Source organism: Paraburkholderia nodosa DSM 21604 (assembly GCF_000519185.1).
In the GTDB taxonomy this organism is placed as follows: Bacteria; Pseudomonadota; Gammaproteobacteria; order Burkholderiales; family Burkholderiaceae; genus Paraburkholderia; species Paraburkholderia nodosa.
Window position 1 is genome coordinate 303631 of the sequence record NZ_JAFA01000009.1, and the last position, 16371, is coordinate 320001.

The 16371-nt window shown below is 65.2% G+C and carries 17 protein-coding genes; 2 read left to right on the top strand and 15 right to left on the bottom strand.

The window, feature by feature from the left end; translation table 11 throughout:
- The first annotated feature begins 11 nt into the window (after positions 1 to 11).
- Positions 12 to 1331: an MFS transporter gene (gene tcuC, locus A3CW_RS0116165; RefSeq protein WP_028204508.1), complete on the top strand. Its 1320-nt coding sequence runs from the start codon at positions 12 to 14 to the stop codon at positions 1329 to 1331.
- A 664-nt stretch (positions 1332 to 1995) separates the two neighbouring features.
- Here tcuC and A3CW_RS0116170 read toward each other — a convergent pair.
- Genes A3CW_RS0116170 through A3CW_RS0116180 form a run of 3 tightly spaced genes read right to left on the bottom strand, consistent with a single transcriptional unit; the run spans position 1996 to position 4066 of the window.
- Positions 1996 to 2742 carry a 2OG-Fe(II) oxygenase gene (locus tag A3CW_RS0116170; protein ID WP_051481506.1) on the bottom strand — a complete coding sequence of 249 codons (747 nt, stop codon included), beginning with the start codon at positions 2740 to 2742 and terminating at the stop codon, positions 1996 to 1998.
- 19 nt (positions 2743 to 2761) lie between these two features.
- A complete protein-coding gene (locus A3CW_RS0116175) occupies positions 2762 to 3313 on the bottom strand; it encodes a methylated-DNA--[protein]-cysteine S-methyltransferase (RefSeq protein WP_028204510.1) in 552 nt (183 codons plus the stop codon).
- Positions 3314 to 3340: 27 nt separating this feature from the next.
- Positions 3341 to 4066: a 2OG-Fe(II) oxygenase gene (locus A3CW_RS0116180; RefSeq protein WP_051481493.1), complete on the bottom strand. Its 726-nt coding sequence runs from the start codon at positions 4064 to 4066 to the stop codon at positions 3341 to 3343.
- Between the two features lie 241 nt (positions 4067 to 4307).
- Between A3CW_RS0116180 and A3CW_RS0116185 the strand changes: the two genes are divergently transcribed.
- Positions 4308 to 4757, top strand: a complete 450-nt coding sequence (locus tag A3CW_RS0116185; protein ID WP_028204512.1) for an ester cyclase — start codon at positions 4308 to 4310, stop codon at positions 4755 to 4757.
- 192 nt (positions 4758 to 4949) lie between these two features.
- Here the strand turns inward: A3CW_RS0116185 and A3CW_RS0116195 are convergent, their stop codons facing one another.
- From A3CW_RS0116195 to dctP, 12 genes are all read right to left on the bottom strand, one after another.
- Positions 4950 to 5291, bottom strand: coding sequence for a Rieske (2Fe-2S) protein (locus A3CW_RS0116195; protein WP_028204513.1), 342 nt, complete (start codon positions 5289 to 5291; stop codon positions 4950 to 4952).
- A gap of 3 nt (positions 5292 to 5294) precedes the next feature.
- On the bottom strand, positions 5295 to 5615 hold the full coding sequence (locus A3CW_RS0116200) for a YciI family protein (protein WP_028204514.1): 321 nt from the start codon (positions 5613 to 5615) through the stop codon (positions 5295 to 5297).
- The gene (locus A3CW_RS0116205; RefSeq protein ID WP_028204515.1) at positions 5612 to 6484 is read right to left on the bottom strand and encodes an intradiol ring-cleavage dioxygenase; all 873 of its coding nucleotides are present in this window, start codon (positions 6482 to 6484) and stop codon (positions 5612 to 5614) included. The genes A3CW_RS0116200 and A3CW_RS0116205 overlap by 4 nt, the downstream gene beginning before the upstream one ends.
- A gap of 55 nt (positions 6485 to 6539) precedes the next feature.
- A complete protein-coding gene (locus tag A3CW_RS0116210) occupies positions 6540 to 7607 on the bottom strand; it encodes a maleylacetate reductase (RefSeq protein WP_028204516.1) in 1068 nt (355 codons plus the stop codon).
- A 7-nt stretch (positions 7608 to 7614) separates the two neighbouring features.
- On the bottom strand, positions 7615 to 9081 hold the full coding sequence (locus tag A3CW_RS0116215; RefSeq protein ID WP_028204517.1) for an aldehyde dehydrogenase family protein: 1467 nt from the start codon (positions 9079 to 9081) through the stop codon (positions 7615 to 7617).
- 51 nt (positions 9082 to 9132) lie between these two features.
- Positions 9133 to 10152, bottom strand: a complete 1020-nt coding sequence (locus A3CW_RS0116220) for a hydroxyquinol 1,2-dioxygenase (protein WP_028204518.1) — start codon at positions 10150 to 10152, stop codon at positions 9133 to 9135.
- Positions 10153 to 10193: 41 nt separating this feature from the next.
- On the bottom strand, positions 10194 to 10688 hold the full coding sequence (locus tag A3CW_RS0116225; protein WP_028204519.1) for a cupin domain-containing protein: 495 nt from the start codon (positions 10686 to 10688) through the stop codon (positions 10194 to 10196).
- A gap of 131 nt (positions 10689 to 10819) precedes the next feature.
- Positions 10820 to 11749, bottom strand: coding sequence for a LysR family transcriptional regulator (locus A3CW_RS0116230; protein ID WP_028204520.1), 930 nt, complete (start codon positions 11747 to 11749; stop codon positions 10820 to 10822).
- Positions 11750 to 11866: 117 nt separating this feature from the next.
- Entirely contained in the window at positions 11867 to 13150 is a 1284-nt protein-coding gene (locus tag A3CW_RS0116235) for an MFS transporter (protein WP_028204521.1), read from the bottom strand.
- Between the two features lie 316 nt (positions 13151 to 13466).
- Complete coding sequence (locus tag A3CW_RS0116245) at positions 13467 to 14759, bottom strand: TRAP transporter large permease (RefSeq protein WP_028204522.1); 1293 nt, start codon at positions 14757 to 14759, stop codon at positions 13467 to 13469.
- Complete coding sequence (locus A3CW_RS46460) at positions 14756 to 15316, bottom strand: TRAP transporter small permease (protein ID WP_051481494.1); 561 nt, start codon at positions 15314 to 15316, stop codon at positions 14756 to 14758. Before A3CW_RS46460 ends, A3CW_RS0116245 begins: the two co-directional genes overlap by 4 nt.
- On the bottom strand, positions 15313 to 16341 hold the full coding sequence (gene dctP / locus A3CW_RS50985) for a TRAP transporter substrate-binding protein DctP (RefSeq protein ID WP_154677955.1): 1029 nt from the start codon (positions 16339 to 16341) through the stop codon (positions 15313 to 15315). Before dctP ends, A3CW_RS46460 begins: the two co-directional genes overlap by 4 nt.
- Positions 16342 to 16371: the final 30 nt, after the last annotated feature.

The following is a 16371-nucleotide window of genomic DNA, read 5'->3' on the forward strand; positions in this document are numbered from 1 at the left end:
CAGGAGACGCAATGAACCGCACAGAATCGATCGCTGCTACGTCCGGCGTTTCGCCCATGGCGAGGGCCGCCACCGTATTGCGCGTGACCAGCGGCAATTTCATCGAACAGTTCGATTTCTTTCTGTTCGGCTTCTACGCGACATCGATCTCGAAGATCTTTTTCCCGTCCACCAGCGAGTTCGCCTCGCTGATGCTCACCTTCGCCGTGTTCGGCGCGGGCTTTCTGATGCGTCCACTCGGCGCGATCTTTCTCGGCGCGTATATCGACAAGGTCGGACGGCGCACCGGGCTGATCGTTACGCTGTCGATCATGGCGAGCGGCACCATTCTGATTGCTTGCGTGCCGGGGTACGCGACCATCGGCCTGCTCGCGCCAGCGCTCGTGCTTCTCGGGCGTCTGTTGCAGGGCTTCTCGGCGGGCGCGGAACTGGGCGGCGTGTCTGTCTATCTCGCGGAAATGGCGACGCCCGATAACAAGGGCTTTTACACGAGTTGGCAGTCGGCGAGCCAGCAGGTCGCGATCGTCGTGGCGGCGGCTATCGGTTACGCGCTGAACCAGTGGCTGTCCGCGCAGCAGATCGGTGCATGGGGCTGGCGCGTGCCGTTTTTCATCGGCTGCGCGATCGTGCCGTTCCTGTTCATGCTGCGCCGTTCACTGCAGGAGACCGCAGCGTTCGAAGCGCGGCATCATCATCCGCAGGCGCGCGAGATTTTTGCGATGCTGCTCGGCAACTGGCGCACCGTCATCGGCGGCATGCTGCTGACGGCGATGACCACCACCACCTTCTATCTCATCACCGTGTATACGCCGACCTTCGGGAAGTCGGTGCTGAAGCTGTCCACCTCCGACAGCCTGATGGTGACGCTGCTGGTTGCTGCATCGAATTTCGTCTGGCTGCCGATCGGCGGCACGATCTCCGACCGCGTTGGCCGCAAGCCGCTGCTGCTCGCCATTTCCGTGCTGGCGATCTTTACGGCTTATCCTGCGCTGTCCTGGCTCGCCGATGCACCGAGCTTCGCGCGCATGCTGATCGTGCTGCTGTGTTTCTCGTTCTTCTTCGGCATGTATAACGGCGCGATGGTCGCCGCGCTCACCGAAGTGATGCCGGTCGAAGTGCGCGTCGCGGGCTTCTCGCTGGCGTTCAGTCTCGCGACGGCGCTGTTCGGCGGCTTTACGCCGGCGGTATCGACGTATCTGATTCAGGTCCTGCATGACAAGGCCGCACCCGGCTACTGGCTGAGCTTCGCTGCGCTCTGCGGCTTGTGCGCGACGCTCGGGCTGTACCGTCGCCGCGCGGGCAGCAACGCGTCGGCGGCATCGTCGGCCTGATAGCGATTGCATCGTCGCGCTTCAGTAACCCCGGCTTCGCGCCGGGCTTTCGCGTTTTCGGCGGCGACAAGAAGGGACGATGCGGTCCAGCTTGCGCAGCAATGCAGGCCACGCCATCTTGCCGTAAGAGCGGCGCGTCTACGGCTGATAGCTCATGTGCCCGGCGCGCAGATTATGGGCTGAAGGCATGTTCGACTGACCGACGAGTGGGCTTGCACGGAATTTTTCATCTGCATGTCGGCAAACGATCATCGGGACGTGCGGCTGGCATTGGCCGCATTTATCGATCATCTGTTGAGGGACTGATTCTACCGGCTCACATGCCAATGGCTGAGCGCCTGATATTGCCTGAAAGCCGCCCTTGACGGCACCGACTCTCGAATGACGGGTAAGGGTCGATCAGCGTCACCGAGCCGACGCGGCGGTCCAACTCGCCAGCCACTCCACGATAATCCAAATCGCCAGAAAGCCCTGCCCGTCAAAGGCGTCCGGCGGCTTTGATAACGGTTATATGGCAGGCGCTTCGCTAGCTACCTCGCCTTGTAACGGAGTTTGCTAACATCGCTAATGCGCATATTCCTTGTGCACACGAGCGGCCTGCGGCACATGCCTTTACGCGACTTTTAGCTGTAACCAACCAAATGGCGCGACTGCGCGGCAGGAATCAGGTGTCGAGATCGAATGCGCGTTGATCGTTTGCCGCTTGCGGCGCATCGTGGAACGACAGTTCGACGCCAATGCGCTCGCCGCTGCGCACGCGGCTGATGGCGTGCCGGAGATTCACCCGGTAGTAAGCGCTACTGCCCTTGAATGGCCGCTGGGCCGTGGCGATGATCGCCGCGTCGCCCAGCCCGAGCGGAACGACCGTCGGGCGCGACTGCATGCGCGGACGCTGCTCGGTCAGCACCAGTTCGCCGCCCGTGAAGTCTTTCCCCGGCGCCGAGAGCAAGGCGACCACTTGCAGCGGAAATACGTGCTCGCCTTCACTGCGTTGATGGAGCGCCAGATAGTCGTCGGTGCCGAGCTGGTTCAGATGCGACTGCGCCTGCGTTTGCCCCGCTCGCCGGTTGCGCTCCAGATATTCGTCCAGCGCGGCCGGGAATCGATAAGGCATGCCAAGCATCTCGTTCCATCGATTGGCGATGGGCGCCAACTGACGATAGAGATTCACACGCCATTGCGCCCACGGCTGCGGCAGCGCTGAGCCGAAATACAGCAGATCGCCACGGCCGAGATCGAGCGAGTCGAGCGAAACGCGGCGCAATGCAGTCGATGTGCCGGCCTCGCGCGCGAGCATGCGGGCTTCGTCCGTGCCGGCTACCCGAGGCAGTACCGCATAGCCCTCGCTGTCCAGTTGCGCGGCGATTGCGCTCCAATCCAGCTTATCGAATGTGTCGGCAGATAGAGTCATGGGCATGGACATAGTCATTTCAAAAGCCTGGGAGCGTTGCCGTCTGCGGAAGCTCGCGCGTGGCGGGAATCGCCTTCTCGTGTTCGAGCAGCCAGCGCTTGCGATGCAGGCCCCAGGCGTAGCCCTTCAACTCGCCGTTGCTGGCAATCACGCGATGGCACGGCACGACGATGGCGATGGGATTCGCGCCGTTCGCCGCGCCGATGTCGATCGCCGCGCGCGGGTCTTCGAATCCCAATGCTTTCGCGAGCTTGCCGTAACTGGTGGTGCTGCCAGCCGGAATGCGGCGCAATGCGGCCCAGACCTTTTCTTCCAGGTCCGAACCTGCCATGACGACCGGCAAAGGATCGAGCGCGTTCAATTCGCCCGAGAAATAGCGCGTCATGGCGTCGGCAATCGAAGCCGGCGCGGCGGCGTCGATCAATTCGGCACTGCCGTAACGATCGCGCAAACCACGATGCAGGCGCGAGCGGTGATCGGCGAATTCGAGCGCGTGCAGCCGCTGCTGCGCATCGCTCACCAGCATGAGGTCGCCGAGCGGCGACTCGATATGGCTGAGAAACAGTTGCATGATGCGTTCCTTCGCGTCGTGCGCGCACTAACGTGAATCGTGAAAAATCAGGCCGACGGTATGACGCTTGCCGCTGCGCACCACGCTCACGCCGTGCCGCATGGCGACCCTGCGCGTGCCGCCGCGCCGGTTCGCAGCCGGCCGCTGGTTGACGGTGAACAGCACCGCGTCGCCCTGCTCCAGCGGAATCACTTCGGCGCACTGACCGTTCGACGCGCTCTGCGTCATCACGAACTCGCCGCCCTCGAAGTCGACGTCGGGCCGTGAGAGCAGCATCGCCACCTGCAGCGGAAACACATGCTCGCCGTAAAGGTCCTGGTGCAGGCAGTTATAGTCGCCCGGGCCGTACGCGAGGATGAGCGGTGTCGGGCGCGTTTGCCCCGCGCGGTGACATTGATCGAGAAACGCGTCGAGGTCGGCCGGGTACTGCGTGTCGATCCCCAGTTGCTCGTTCCAGCGGTTGGCGATAGGCGCGAGGTACGGATAGAGCGCATGCCTTAACCGCTGAAGCAGCGACGGCAGCGGATACGAGAAGTACTTGTATTCCCCGCGCCCGAAATTGTGACGCGCCATGACGATGCGCGAGCGAAAGCTATCGTCCCTCGCGTACAGGGCGGCAAGCTGCGCGCATTGTTCGGGCCTGAGCACGCGGGGCAGGACGGCGTAGCCGCGCGTGTCGAGCGATCGCTCGATCTCGACCCAGTCATACGTTCCGGATTCCGGCTTCTCTGCCCGCATGGCTCCGGTTTTCATCGCGTGTGTCCCTCCTCTCGCAAGCGGCATTTTCGCCGATCTCGCCTACAGACCAACGATACGCCAACGCACCGCGCGTTCCGATCCGAATGTTGCGCTCTAATTCGGCGCGCGCCACGGCGTGAATACCACGCGAATGTCACGGCAAGAAACGGGTATCTGCGCGGCTTGCCCGTCGATATCGTTCATTTCAGGCGGAGCAATCCTGCTTCACCGTGAATCGAGATCAAAGGAGTCGAACATGTCGATGGAAGAGGACAACAAGGCGATCGTTGGCCGCTGGTTCACGCGTTTCTGGGGCGAAACCTGCGACCTCAGCGTCGTCGACGAGCTAGCCGCGCCGGACATGCTGCTCAAGTATTCGCTGCACGAGCCGCGCCGCGGTCGCGAGGATATCAAGGCGTTCATGACCGGTTTTCGCTCGGCGTTCCCCGATCTGAACTTCTGGGGCGCCGCTGGCCTCGTCGCCGAAGGCGAGTTTGTGGTAGGTCAGTGGGAAGGCGGCGGCACCCATTCAGGCCCGGCGTTCGGGGACTTTCTCGCGGGATCGTTGCCGGCGGCGAGCGGCCGCAAGATGCATTTCACCGGCACGACGGTGTTGCGCCTGAAAGACGGAAAGATCGTCGAAGAGATCGGGCTCGACGACGGCGTAACGGCGCTCACGCAACTCGGGCTCATCAAGCGGGTCTGACTGCGCCACGAATGGAACGTCTCACGTAGGGAGTCGAATCATGTCACCGCTTGCTCCTCTCCTCGCCCTTCACGCGCTGGCCGCTCAACGCGGTGACGGGCTGCGGCCTGAACTGCTCGCACTGTTCTTGCGCCATGCCCAATCCGATGCCGGACTCAGCGCGAGCATCGATCCCCCGTGCGTGGAAGACAGTCAGGCGCCGCCGCAATGCGCCACGACGTTGGACTGCGCGTCGAGCCACACGGGAATGGCATCGAGCTTCGCGCCGGCGCACGGGCCTTCGATGCACTGCCCGTCTTCGAAGCGAAACAACGCGCTGTGATGCGCGCACATGATCACCTGTGCGCGATACGTCGGCACATGGCCCGGCTCGTAGTCGAGCGGCACCGAGAAGTGCGGGCAGCGATTCGCATACGCCCATACTTCGCCGGCACGCCGCACGACGACGACCGGCCGTCCTGCCAGCGCGGCGTCGATCACGCGCGCGCCGCCGTCGGGCACGTCGTCAAGGCAACACAGGCTCACGGTCGGCATGGCTCACACTCTTTGCTCTGGATTGCCAAGATTCCAGTCCCACGGACGGATCTCGACGTGTTCGAACAAGCCCGCCAGCGTATAGGGATCGTCGCGGACGAAGCGCATCACGTCGTCGTATCCTTCCGCCTCGATCACGAGCAGCGTGCCGTTGAGCGCGTCGCAATGCGGCGCGAGCGTCGAGCCGCCCAGCCGCACGAACACCCCGCGCTGCGAGGCCGCGCGCAGATACGTGCGATGTACCGCACGTACGCGCTCGCGGACTTCGCGCATGCCGGGCTTGTCGGTGGCGAATACGGCGTAGTAACGCGTGTGCGGTCTCATGCGCGCTCCAGCACGAAGTCGTAGCGCGCCTCGCGAAAGCCGCCCTCGAAGCCGAACTGCTGCGCAACCGCTTCGCCCGCCGCGTGCTCGCGATAATCCACGAGCAGCGAGGGCTTCACGCCGAACACCGCGTCCGAATCCAGATACGGGTCGTTCTGGTTGAACAGATGCGTCACGAGCGTGCTGTGGCCCGGCGCCGTGATCATGAAGTGCAGATGGGCAGGCCGCCACGGATGCCGCCCCGTGGCGTTGAGCATGCGGCCTACCGGGCCGTCGGTCGGAATGGGATAGCACACGGGCACGATGGTGCGGATCGCGTAGCGGCCTTCGGCGTCGGTGCGATAACGGCCGCGCAGGTTGCCGTGCGGCTGTTCGGTGTCCTGCCCCGAGTACATGCCGTTGTCCGCCGTCTGCCACACGTCGAGCAGCGCGTTCGCCACGGGCTGGCCGTCGGTCGTCAGCACGCGGCCATGCACGAGGGCCGGCGTACCCGGCGTGAACGCCATGTTCTCGCCATAGGCGCGTTCCGGCATGCCGTCGATGTAGAACGGGCCGAACACAGTCGTATCGGTCGCGCCGGAAGCGTAACGGTGATTGATCGCGTCGACGAGCATCGAGACGCCCAGCGTATCGGAAAGCAGGATGAATTCCTGGCGCACGACGTCGTCGCACATCTGGCCTGTTTCGGTCAGGAAGCGAATCGCGGCGAACCACTCCGCCTCCGTCGGCTCGACTTCGCGCACGTAGGCGTGCAAGTGCCGCACAAGGCTTTGCATCAGCGTGCGCAGGCGCGCGTCGGGTGTGTTCGCGAAGCGGCCCACGACCTGTTCCGTCAAGGCGCGTTCGGCTTCGGTGCCATGCATCGACATGGTTGTCTCCTTTCCATTGTTGTGTGCGCCACGCACGCGGCGTGGCGCAGCCCAACTAGCGCGGCGCCGCGCCTTCCCACGCCCGTTGCAACAACGCGCGAATCGCATCACGCTCCAGCGGACGCGGATTGGGGTAGGCATTCGTGCACGCGAGATCGGCCGCTTCGTCGAGGCCCGCTTCGGGCATGCCGATTGCCTCGAGCGACAGCGCCATGCCAAGCGACTCGTTCAACGCGTAGAGCCGTGGCCCGGCTTCGTCCGCATGCGCGCCGCCAAGCGCGCGCGCCACTCGCTCGAGCGCCTCTGGCGCGGCCGCGTGGTTGTAGTGCGCCGTATGCGGCAGCATGACCGCATGCGTTTGCGCGTGCGGCAGGTTGAAGGTGCCGCCGAGCGTGTGGCAGAGCTTGTGATGCAGCGCCATGCCGACAGCGGCGAGGCAGCTGCCCGCAAGCCAGGCGCCGTAGAGCGCGCGACTGCGCATCGCCGCGTCGTCCGGGCGACGCACGACGACCGGCAGCGCTTCGCCCAACGCGCGAATCGATTCTTCGGCCATCAGGCTGATCACCGGGTTCGCGTCCTCGGCATAGAGTGCCTCCACCGCGTGCGCCATGGCGTTCACGCCCGAAGCCGCCGAAATGCCGGCGGGCAGCGAGACGGTGAGCGACGGGTCGTAGATCACGGTGCGCGGCAGCACGCGCAGGTCGCGCCCGGTCTTTTTGAGGCGCCCTTCGGTGAGACCGTAGATGGGCGTCATCTCCGAGCCCGCATAGGTGGTGGGCACGGCGACGATCGGCAGCGCCGATTCGAGCGCGATGGCCTTGCCAAGGCCGATGGTCGAGCCGCCGCCCACGGCCACGCAGCACTGCGCGTCCAGTGCCGCCGCCTTCTCGCGCGCGGCCCGTGCGACCTCCACCGGCACGTGCATGACCGCTTCGGCATGGATGCCCGCGGCGCGCTCGCCGAGCAGGCGCGCGACTTCTTCGGCGAGGGGCCGCTGCTCGGGCGTCGAGAGGATCAACGCGCGGCGCGCGCCCAGCCGGTCCACTTCTTCGGGCAACCGCGCGAGGTTGCCCCAGCCGAACACCACGCGCGACGGCAAGCCCTGATAAACGAAGCGATCCATACGTGCCTCAACGTTTGAAGTGCGGCGGCACCTGGGCGTCCACGTTGACCCACACCGAGCGGGCCTCCGTGTAGTCGTGCATCGCCTCGAAGCCCATTTCGCGACCGTAGCCCGATTGACCGACGCCGCCGAACGGGCTGCCCGGATTCACGCGCTTGTAGCAGTTCACCCAGCACATGCCCGCACGAATCTTGCCCGCGATGCTGTGCGCGCGCGAGAGGTCGCGCGTCCACAAGCCACTGCCGAGACCGTAGTCGGTGCCGTTGGCAATCGCGAGCGCTTCTTCGTCGGACTTGAATCGCAGCACGGTCACGAACGGGCCGAACACCTCTTCCTGCGCGATGCGATCGTCCGGCGTCTTCGCCTCGATCACCGTGGGGCGCACGTAATAGCCGTTGGCGAGCGCCGGGTCCTGTGGCGCGCTGCCGCCCGTGAGGACGCGCCCACCCTGCTCGCGCGCCACGTCCACGAAGGCCTTCACGCGCTCCAGATGCTGCAGCGAGGTGAGCGGCCCCATTTCTGTTTCGGGGTCCAAAGGATTACCGACACGAATCGAAGCGGCGAGCGCCACGAACCGTTCAAGAAATTCGTCGGCGATGCGCTCGTGCAGCACCAGCCGTGACCCCGCAATGCAGGCCTGCCCCTGGTTGTGGAAGATCGCCCAGGCCGCACCATTGATGGCGGCGTCGAGATTGGCGTCGTCGAACACGATATTGGCGCCCTTGCCGCCCAGTTCGAGCTGCACGCGCTTCAGGTTGCCCTGCGAGGCTTCGACGATGCGCCGCCCCGTAGCCGTCGAGCCGGTGAAGGCGATCTTGCCCACGCCCTCGTGCTCCGCGAGCCGCTGCCCGGCCGTATGCCCGTAGCCCGGCACGATGTTGACGACACCCGCGGGAAAACCCACTTCCGCCATCAGTTCGACGATGCGCAGCGTGGAAAGCGGCGTGATTTCCGAGGGTTTCAGCACGACCGTGTTGCCGGCTGCGAGCGCCGGGCCCATCTTCCAGCTCGTGAACATGAGCGGGAAATTCCACGGCACGATCTGGCCCACCACGCCAATGGGCGCGCGCTGCACGTAGTTGAGAAAGCCCGCTTCGACCGGAATGACCGAGCCTTGCAGCTTGTCGGCCATGCCGCCGAAGTAGCGGAAGCACGCCGCCGTGCGCGGCACGTCCAGTGTGCGCGAGTCGCGGATCGGGTGCCCCGTGTCGAGCGATTCGAGTTGTGCGAGTTCTTCGCCGTTCGCTTCGATGGCGTCGGCGAGACGCAGCAGCAGGCGGCCGCGCTCGGCGGCCGGCAGCGCCGCCCACTGCGGGAAGGCGCGCGTGGCGGCGGCCACGGCCAGATCGATGTCGGCGGCAGTGGCGGCGGCGATCTTCGTGATCAGCGAGCCGTCGTGCGGATTGAGCACGTCGATGGTGCCGCCCTCGACAGCGTCAACGAAGCGGCCGTCGATGAACAATTGCGTTTGCATGAGTAAATCCTCGATTGATGCTTAGGCGTACTGTGTAGCTGCCAAACTTGATCAGAAGTCGACCGGATACGGCTTGAGTTCGCCGCTCTCGTAGCGCTTGGGCAAACCGGCGGTCGCGTTCTCCCACACGAGCAGCATCGAACGCTTGGTCGAATAGCCCTGGTGACGAATATCGGCGGGCATCGCGCAGATGTCGCCCGCGCGCATGGTGATGCGGGCGCGCGGCGCGCCGGTGTTCTTGTCGCCGATGTCCCAGACGATCTCGTCGGAGAGCTGCAGGAACCACTCCACGCGGTCGTTGCCGTGGAAGACCGGCAGGATGTACTCCTCCGTGGTCGGGCAGAACAGGCTCTGGCCGCACACCGAAGTGACCGAAGGATTCCACGTCACGTCCGAGCGCGAGAGGTACTTGAAGAGATTGAACGCGTGCAGCTCGCCCTCGAAACCTGGCTCGGCGTGCACTTCGGGGCTGTCCTGCGGCACGTCGGCGAAGGCGCGGTTCACCGGGAGGTCGTCGCGCAGCGGCGAGTCGCCTTCGAGGCCCGGCATGCGGCGCGTGGCGATGCGCGTGCGCTCGATCGCGGCGTCGTTGTCGCCATGCTTGCGGCCGAATGCGGTGCCGGTTTCCTCGGGCGCGGCGAACGGGTCGAAGCCTTCGTTGGTCCAGTCGTGCAGGATCGCCTTGAAGGTCGCCATGATGGTGGGCGTTTCGAAGGTCTCGATATAGTCCACGCCGGCGTCCTTCATGATGCCGTTGAACGAGCCCGCATACACGTCTACCTTGCCGTAGTGATTGCGCGTGCCGAACACGTGATCGAAATTCACCCAGCCGTAGAAGAAGCCCCAGGCTACGTCGCGCATCATGGCGCGCAGGAAGGCGTCGGCGGGGATCGCGTGGGTGCGCGTCTGCCCCTTCGCGGGCCACAGCACTTTCACGAAGTATTCGTCGCGCGTGAATTCGAACGCGCCGAGCGTGTAGCGGCGATAGCCGGTCACGGCGTCGGGCTCGCTCGCGCGTACGGTGTCGGCGGCAAAGCCTGCGGAGTGGTCGAGGGTTTCGAGGGTGGCCATTTGGTGTCTCCAGTAGTCGAGTGATCGGTTAGCGCGTGGTTTCAGTGCAGGCAGATATCGGCCCACTTCTGCACGGACAGTTCACCGGCCATGGTCTGCACGAGCGCCACGCCGGCCTGCTGCGCGCTGAAGCGATACGCGCAGCCTGCAGGCAGCAGCGCTTGATGCCCGCGGCGCAGCACCACGTGGCCCATCTTGCGGCCGCCAGGCTGCTCGCCGGCGTCGACCGTGCCCGTACCACCCTCGAGCGGCGTATCGAGCTTGATGAAGTCGATACGTACTTCGCCATCCATCAGGATCACGAACTCATCGTGCGCGCAGGCGAACCAGCGCGACTGTCCTTCCGTGCGCAGCACCTCGATCACGTAGTCGAGGTTCTTGCCGACCACGACTTTTTCGTAGGGCGCCGAGCTTGCGGCGACTTCGAAGACGTTCGAGAAAACATAGTGGCGGGCGTCGCCGCTCGTGATTTCGATCTCGCCCTTGCGGTACTGCTCGAGCGAGCCGAAGACGGTGTGGAATGTCGAATCGGTCATGGCTGTCTCCTGTTTTGGAAGGTGTCGTTGGAATCAACTTTAGGAGCGCTGCGCGGCGGCAACAACCGGCAACCAGGCGACTACGGCATTCGCGTTTCGCGAAGAATCGCGGCAGGCGATCGTTGCAAGCCCTAGCGCACCCAGCCGCGCTCGATCAGCGGCACGTCCCACGCGGGCTCGGGGCCCAGATACTCGGCCAGAAACTCCACCAGCGCCTTCACTTTCAGGGCCTGGCGCTGCGTGGAGGGATACACGGCGGCAAAGCTCAACGCCGAAAGGTGGTAGTCGGTGAGTATCGGGACGAGCGAGCCGTTGAGGAGCGCCTCGCTCGCCACGAGCGTAGGCAGGCACACCACGCCGCCGCCCGTGAGCGCGTAATCGCGCAGCAAATGCACCGAGTTCGAGCGGATCATGCCGGGCAACTCCATCTCCACGACTTCGTCGCCGCGTGTCATCGTCCAGCGGTTGCGCGAGGGATAGCCCGAATAGAGCGCCGTGGTGTGCTGCAGCAATTCGCGCGGATGCTGCGGCGCGCCATGCTCTTCTACATAAGCGGGCGTGGCGCAAAAGAGCCGCCGCACCGAAAAGAGCCGCCGCTCGATCAGCGAATCGGAAATCGGCGGGAAGATCTGGAAAGCAACGTCGAAGCCTTCTTCGATCGGATCGACCACGCGGTCGTTGACGATCACATCGAGCTGGATGCCGGGATAGCGGCGGTTGAACTCGGCGAGCGGCGCGCCGAAATGACCCAGCGCGAAGCCCGGCAAGATCTGGATGCGCAGCCTGCCCGTGGGCGTGGCGCGCAGCTCGCGCATCTGGTCGGTCAGCTCGTTCACACGCCCCACCACCTCCGCGCATTCACGATAAAACGCCTCGCCGACTTCGGAGAGGCGCACGTGCCGTGTGCTGCGATGAAAGAGCGGGGCGTTGACGAACTTCTCCAGTTGCTGGATGCGGTTCGTCACGACCGAACTGGTCACGCCGAGTTGCCGGGCCGCCTCCGCGAAACTGCTCGTTTCCGCCACTCGCACAAAGGCTTCGATGCTCAGGAATCGGTCCATGCTCCTCTCTTCTTCTCGGGTTCGGGCCCTTCAAGTATAGGGCTCGCCCCCAGTCGCCCGCGCCGCTCCTGCACGGGCGGCGCAGCCGCAGAAGACGACACGGACGGCGCGCGCACGCTACTCGGCCTGGCCCGCTGCGGGCAAGGGCGCGGCGGCGACAGCCGGGGCAGCGGCCTCGCTGCGCCGCAGCTTCGCGGGCGCGGTTTCCTTGAGGAAGAGGCTCACCAGCACGCCGAGGAAAACGGCGCCGATTGGCAGCCACAAAATGTTCTGGATACCGAAGTGCGCTGCAACGAATCCGGCGAGCGCAGGCGCCACGCCGCCGCCGAAGATTTCGCCCGCGCCCACCACGAGCCCGATCGAGGTCGAGACCATGCCGGCCGGCGCGGCTTCGGTGGCAACCGGCCCAGAGAGCAGCGAAACGAGGCCGAGCGTGAAGAACGACGCCGCGAACAGCACTACGAAGAGCGCGAGCGGTTGCGCGCCGAGACCGCGAAACACGATCAGCATGACAGCGGTGCCCACGAAGCCGATGACGCTCGCCAGGCGCCGGCCCAGCAGATCCGAAAGCCCCGGCAAACCGAACTGTCCGACGAAACCGCCAAAGCCAATTGCCGAGGCCACCACGCCCATGCGCTGCATGTCGAGCGAAAGGTACTGCGTGAGATAGAGCGGCAGCATGGCGCCGAGCACGAACACGCCCGTCATGGCGCAGAACAGCGCGACCATCGCCACGGGAATGTTGCGGCTGCGGATCACGTCGCGCCAGTGGCCGCGTTCGGCCTTTGCCGCAGACGCACCCGCGTTGCGCGCAGGCGCGCCTTGCGGCTCCCGGATCACGCGGTACATCAGCAAGCCGAGAATCAGGCCCGGCACCGAGACGAGCGCGAACACCCCGCGCCAACTCATCACGCCCAGCAACTGCGTGGCGATGATCGGCGAAAGCGCGAGCCCGAACAGCGCGAAGCCGCTTTGCTGAAGCCCGAGATTGAAGCCGCGGCGCTTCGGGTGCGAGGCATCGGCCGTGGCGGCGAAGCTGGTCGGGCAGAACGAGCCTTCGGCCACGCCCATCAGCGCGCGCATGGCCAGCAGGCTCGCAAAGCCGCCTGCGAGGCCCGAGAAGCCCGAGAGCAGCGAGAACGCGATGATCGCCGGAATCAGCACCTTGCGCCGCCCCACCTTGTCGGACATGCCGCCCATGACCGCCGCGAACACGCCCCACGAAAGGCCGAGGATGCCGATGCAATTGCCGACATCCTGCGCATTGAGGTTGAGGTCTTTCATGATGGACGGGAACAGCGGCGCGATCAGCCAGCGGTCGAGGCCCACGAGGCCGAAGCCCAGCGCCAGCAGCGTCACGGCCTTCCATTCGTAGGCCGTGTCCCATGTGTTCGGTTTCATCTCTGTCTCCTTGGGCCGGCCGGATGCCGCGCCACACGCTCATGTTCGAAAACGGTGTTCGACGCGACGTGCACCGCTGCACGCTCGCAGGACGCCGTCGACATCGACGAGGCAAAGATAGTCGCAAGCGCGGCGTAATCAGTACCGGATAACGCCCGAATACGTCATTCGCGGATCGCGAATAATCGGGCGCGCAAGGCCGGCGGGCACGGCAGTTGGGACGCTGCGCGTGTGCCGCACTGCACGTACTGGCGCGACGCGCCCACCCCAGGACAATTACGGGTAGACGCTCGCTTGCGCGCCGGGCGGTACGCATTCAGCGCATGAGTTGCACGAGTCCGAGCGCCACGCCCGGCACGAGAATCACCACCAGAAGCGCGACGATGTTGGCGCACAGAAACGGCACCGTCCCGCGGAAAATGGTGCGAATCGACAACTCCGGCAACATGGTCTTCACCATGAACACATTCATGCCCACGGGCGGATGAATCATGCCGATCTCCATCATCATCGCCACGTAAATGCCGAACCAGATCATGTTCGCGCCGAGCGGCTGGACCACGGCGGCGAACACGGGAATGGTGAGCAGCATCATCGCGAGCGCTTCCATGAGCGAGCCGAGCACGATGTAGATGCAGGTGATGACAGCGATCACGCCGAGCAGCGGCAGATGCAGCGCGTGAATCCATGCGACCAGCGTGGCGGTGAGGCCCGACATTGTGATGAAGTTTGCGAACACCATGCCGCCGAAAGCGATGGCGAAGATCATCGCGGTCGTCTTGCCCGCCTCCACGAGCGACTCGAACAGCAGCGCCCACGTGAGCTTGCGGCGCAGCGCGGCGAACGCGAGCGCCCCCGTTGCACCCACGCTCGACGCCTCCGTTGCCGTGAAGATGCCGCCATACAGGCCGCCCACGACGAGCAGGAACAGCGCGAGCACGCCCCAGATCTTGCCAAGCTTGGCGAAGCGCGTGGGCCAGTCCACGCGCTCGCCGCGCGGGCCCTTGGCGGGATCGCGCCGCACGGTCCACCAGATCGAGAGCAGGAACAGCGAGCCAAGCAGCAATCCCGGCCCAATGCCTGCGATAAAGAGTTTGCCGATATCCTGATCAGTCAGGACGCCATAGATGAGCAAGGGAAAGCTCGGTGGAATCAGCGCGCCCAGCGTGCCGCCCGAGCTCACGCAGCCGGCGGCCAGGCTGTCCGCATAGCGATGGCGGCGCATCGGCGGCATCGCGACCTTGGTCATCGTGGCGGCCGTGGCGATCGAGCTGCCCGACATCGAGGCGAAGCCCGCGCAGGCCAGCACCGTGGCGTGCGCGAGACCGCCCTTGAAGTGGCCGATCCACGCGTTGGCCGCGTCGTAGAGTTCCTCGGCGAGATCGGCCTTGTAGATGAACGTGCCCATCAGGATGAACATCGGCAACACGCTCAGATTCTCGTTGGCGGCAAGGTCGGCGATCGTCATGCCGGCCATGGCGAGCGCGGGCTCCCAGCCGCGGATCAACGCGAAACAGCCCACGCCGATGCCGAGCATCGCAAAGCCGAGCGGCACCCCCACGAACGCGAACAGCAGAACGGCGACGAAGCCGCAGAGTGCGAGTGTCATGACGTCTCCTTGCGGCCGAGCGCGGCGAGGTGATCAAACGTGAGCGCAAGCAGCACGAGCAGCGTGACGCCCGAAAGCACGCTCATGAAGGTGCTGAGCGGCGCGAGCGGCCACTCCAGCACGGTCGTGGTGATGCGGTTGTGTGCGAGGTCGGCGCCGTCGCTGGCGAGCTGCCAGGTCATGATGCCGACCGCCACGAGACTCACGAGCAGCACGAACAGGTGCTGCAGCCAGCTGCCCAGCCGCCCCAAGCGCCCCTGCAGCAGATTCACGGTGATGTGCTGCTGACTGAGCGTCACGAGCGGAAGCGCCGAGAAAATGAGGATCGCCATCGCGAAGCGCACGATCTCGGAAGCGCCGCGTATGGGCGCGGCGAACCAGTAGCGCATGAACACGTCGCAGAACGTGAGGCCCATGATCGAGAGCAGCACGAGCGCCACGACGGCGCCGAGCGAGCGCCGGAGCCAGAGGGAGACGATGCGCTCGCGGCGGCCGTTCTCGCCTTCCGTGCTCGCGCCGGGCGGGGTCGAGGCAGCCGATAGATGGGCGTGGCTCATCTTGCCTCCTGTTTCGCTTCGTCGCGGTAGTAGGCGAGCGCCGATGCGCCGTCCACGTGGAGTTCGTCTGCGTGGGCGATCCAGTGCGCGTCCATGGGCTGCGCCAGGGAGCGAAGCGCGTCGACGAAGGCCGGCGTTGGCGCAATCACCTTGAGTCCCTTTGCGACGGCCTCCTCGCGTGCATGCTGGTTCGCCGTGTCGATTACGGCCATGCGGTGGGCGAACGCCTCGCCCGAAAGCGCGGTGATGGCCGCGCGGTCGGCCGGCGCGATCGACGCCCACACCTGACTGTTCACGAAGAGCGAGAAGCTCGGCGCGGTAATGCCGCCGGGCACGCTCGTCTCGTAGCGTGCGTAGCGGACCACGTTGAAGCGCGCCGCGTCCATCTCGGGAATGCCGACAAAGCCGTCCACGGTGCCGCCCGCCACCAGCTCGCTCATTTTCGCGGCGGGCGTGGCGACCACGCCTGCGCCGCCGCGATCCATCAGCGTCGAGGCGACGCCGGGAAGCGCCCAGTACTTCACGCCGCGTATGGCAGCCAGGGACGTGACGGGCTGCTTGAGGCTGTAGATTTCCCCAGCCGGAAACACGACGAGCGCGAGCAGATGGACGTCGCGATACTCGTCGGCCTGCGTGAAGTATTTTTCGTAGGTGCGCCACAGCGCGACCGACATGCCTTCCGCAGTGGAGGAGCCGAGCGGCAGATGCGCGAGCTGCACGAGGCTCGCCTTGTTCTGGATCAGGCCGTTGAAAATGTATGCGCCGTCCACGATACGCTTGCGCACCACGTCCCACTGTTGTTGCGGCGAGCCGATGCTGGTGGGGGGAAACACGACTTTGACGCGCCCTTGCGTGACGCGCTCGATGTCTTCGGCCCACGGCTTCATGACATCGACGTTGAAGATGTGCTGCGGCGGCAAGAAGGCGTTGACGACCAGCGTCGTGGCGGCATGCGCCATGACTGGCAACGCCATCCCCAGCGCCGCGAGAAGGGCTGCGCAGCAGCCTCTGACTGGGCGGTACATGGTGTCTCCTGCTTATAAGAATGAATGTCC

Excerpts from the sequence above, each read along its gene's own strand:
- A3CW_RS0116170 (WP_051481506.1), bottom strand. The coding sequence starts at position 2,742 with ATGACTCTATCTGCCGACACATTCGATAAGCTGGATTGGAGCGCAATC.
- A3CW_RS0116175 (WP_028204510.1), bottom strand. The coding sequence starts at position 3,313 with ATGCAACTGTTTCTCAGCCATATCGAGTCGCCGCTCGGCGACCTCATG.
- A3CW_RS0116215 (WP_028204517.1), bottom strand. The coding sequence starts at position 9,081 with ATGCAAACGCAATTGTTCATCGACGGCCGCTTCGTTGACGCTGTCGAG.
- A3CW_RS0116230 (WP_028204520.1), bottom strand. The coding sequence starts at position 11,749 with ATGGACCGATTCCTGAGCATCGAAGCCTTTGTGCGAGTGGCGGAAACG.
- A3CW_RS0116180 (WP_051481493.1), bottom strand. The coding sequence starts at position 4,066 with ATGAAAACCGGAGCCATGCGGGCAGAGAAGCCGGAATCCGGAACGTAT.
- A3CW_RS0116245 (WP_028204522.1), bottom strand. The coding sequence starts at position 14,759 with ATGACACTCGCACTCTGCGGCTTCGTCGCCGTTCTGCTGTTCGCGTTC.
- tcuC (WP_028204508.1), top strand. The coding sequence starts at position 12 with ATGAACCGCACAGAATCGATCGCTGCTACGTCCGGCGTTTCGCCCATG.
- A3CW_RS46460 (WP_051481494.1), bottom strand. The coding sequence starts at position 15,316 with ATGAGCCACGCCCATCTATCGGCTGCCTCGACCCCGCCCGGCGCGAGC.
- A3CW_RS0116220 (WP_028204518.1), bottom strand. The coding sequence starts at position 10,152 with ATGGCCACCCTCGAAACCCTCGACCACTCCGCAGGCTTTGCCGCCGAC.
- A3CW_RS0116205 (WP_028204515.1), bottom strand. The coding sequence starts at position 6,484 with ATGTCGATGCATGGCACCGAAGCCGAACGCGCCTTGACGGAACAGGTC.
- A3CW_RS0116235 (WP_028204521.1), bottom strand. The coding sequence starts at position 13,150 with ATGAAACCGAACACATGGGACACGGCCTACGAATGGAAGGCCGTGACG.
- A3CW_RS0116210 (WP_028204516.1), bottom strand. The coding sequence starts at position 7,607 with ATGGATCGCTTCGTTTATCAGGGCTTGCCGTCGCGCGTGGTGTTCGGC.
- A3CW_RS0116200 (WP_028204514.1), bottom strand. The coding sequence starts at position 5,615 with ATGAGACCGCACACGCGTTACTACGCCGTATTCGCCACCGACAAGCCC.
- dctP (WP_154677955.1), bottom strand. The coding sequence starts at position 16,341 with ATGTACCGCCCAGTCAGAGGCTGCTGCGCAGCCCTTCTCGCGGCGCTG.
- A3CW_RS0116185 (WP_028204512.1), top strand. The coding sequence starts at position 4,308 with ATGTCGATGGAAGAGGACAACAAGGCGATCGTTGGCCGCTGGTTCACG.
- A3CW_RS0116225 (WP_028204519.1), bottom strand. The coding sequence starts at position 10,688 with ATGACCGATTCGACATTCCACACCGTCTTCGGCTCGCTCGAGCAGTAC.
- A3CW_RS0116195 (WP_028204513.1), bottom strand. The coding sequence starts at position 5,291 with ATGCCGACCGTGAGCCTGTGTTGCCTTGACGACGTGCCCGACGGCGGC.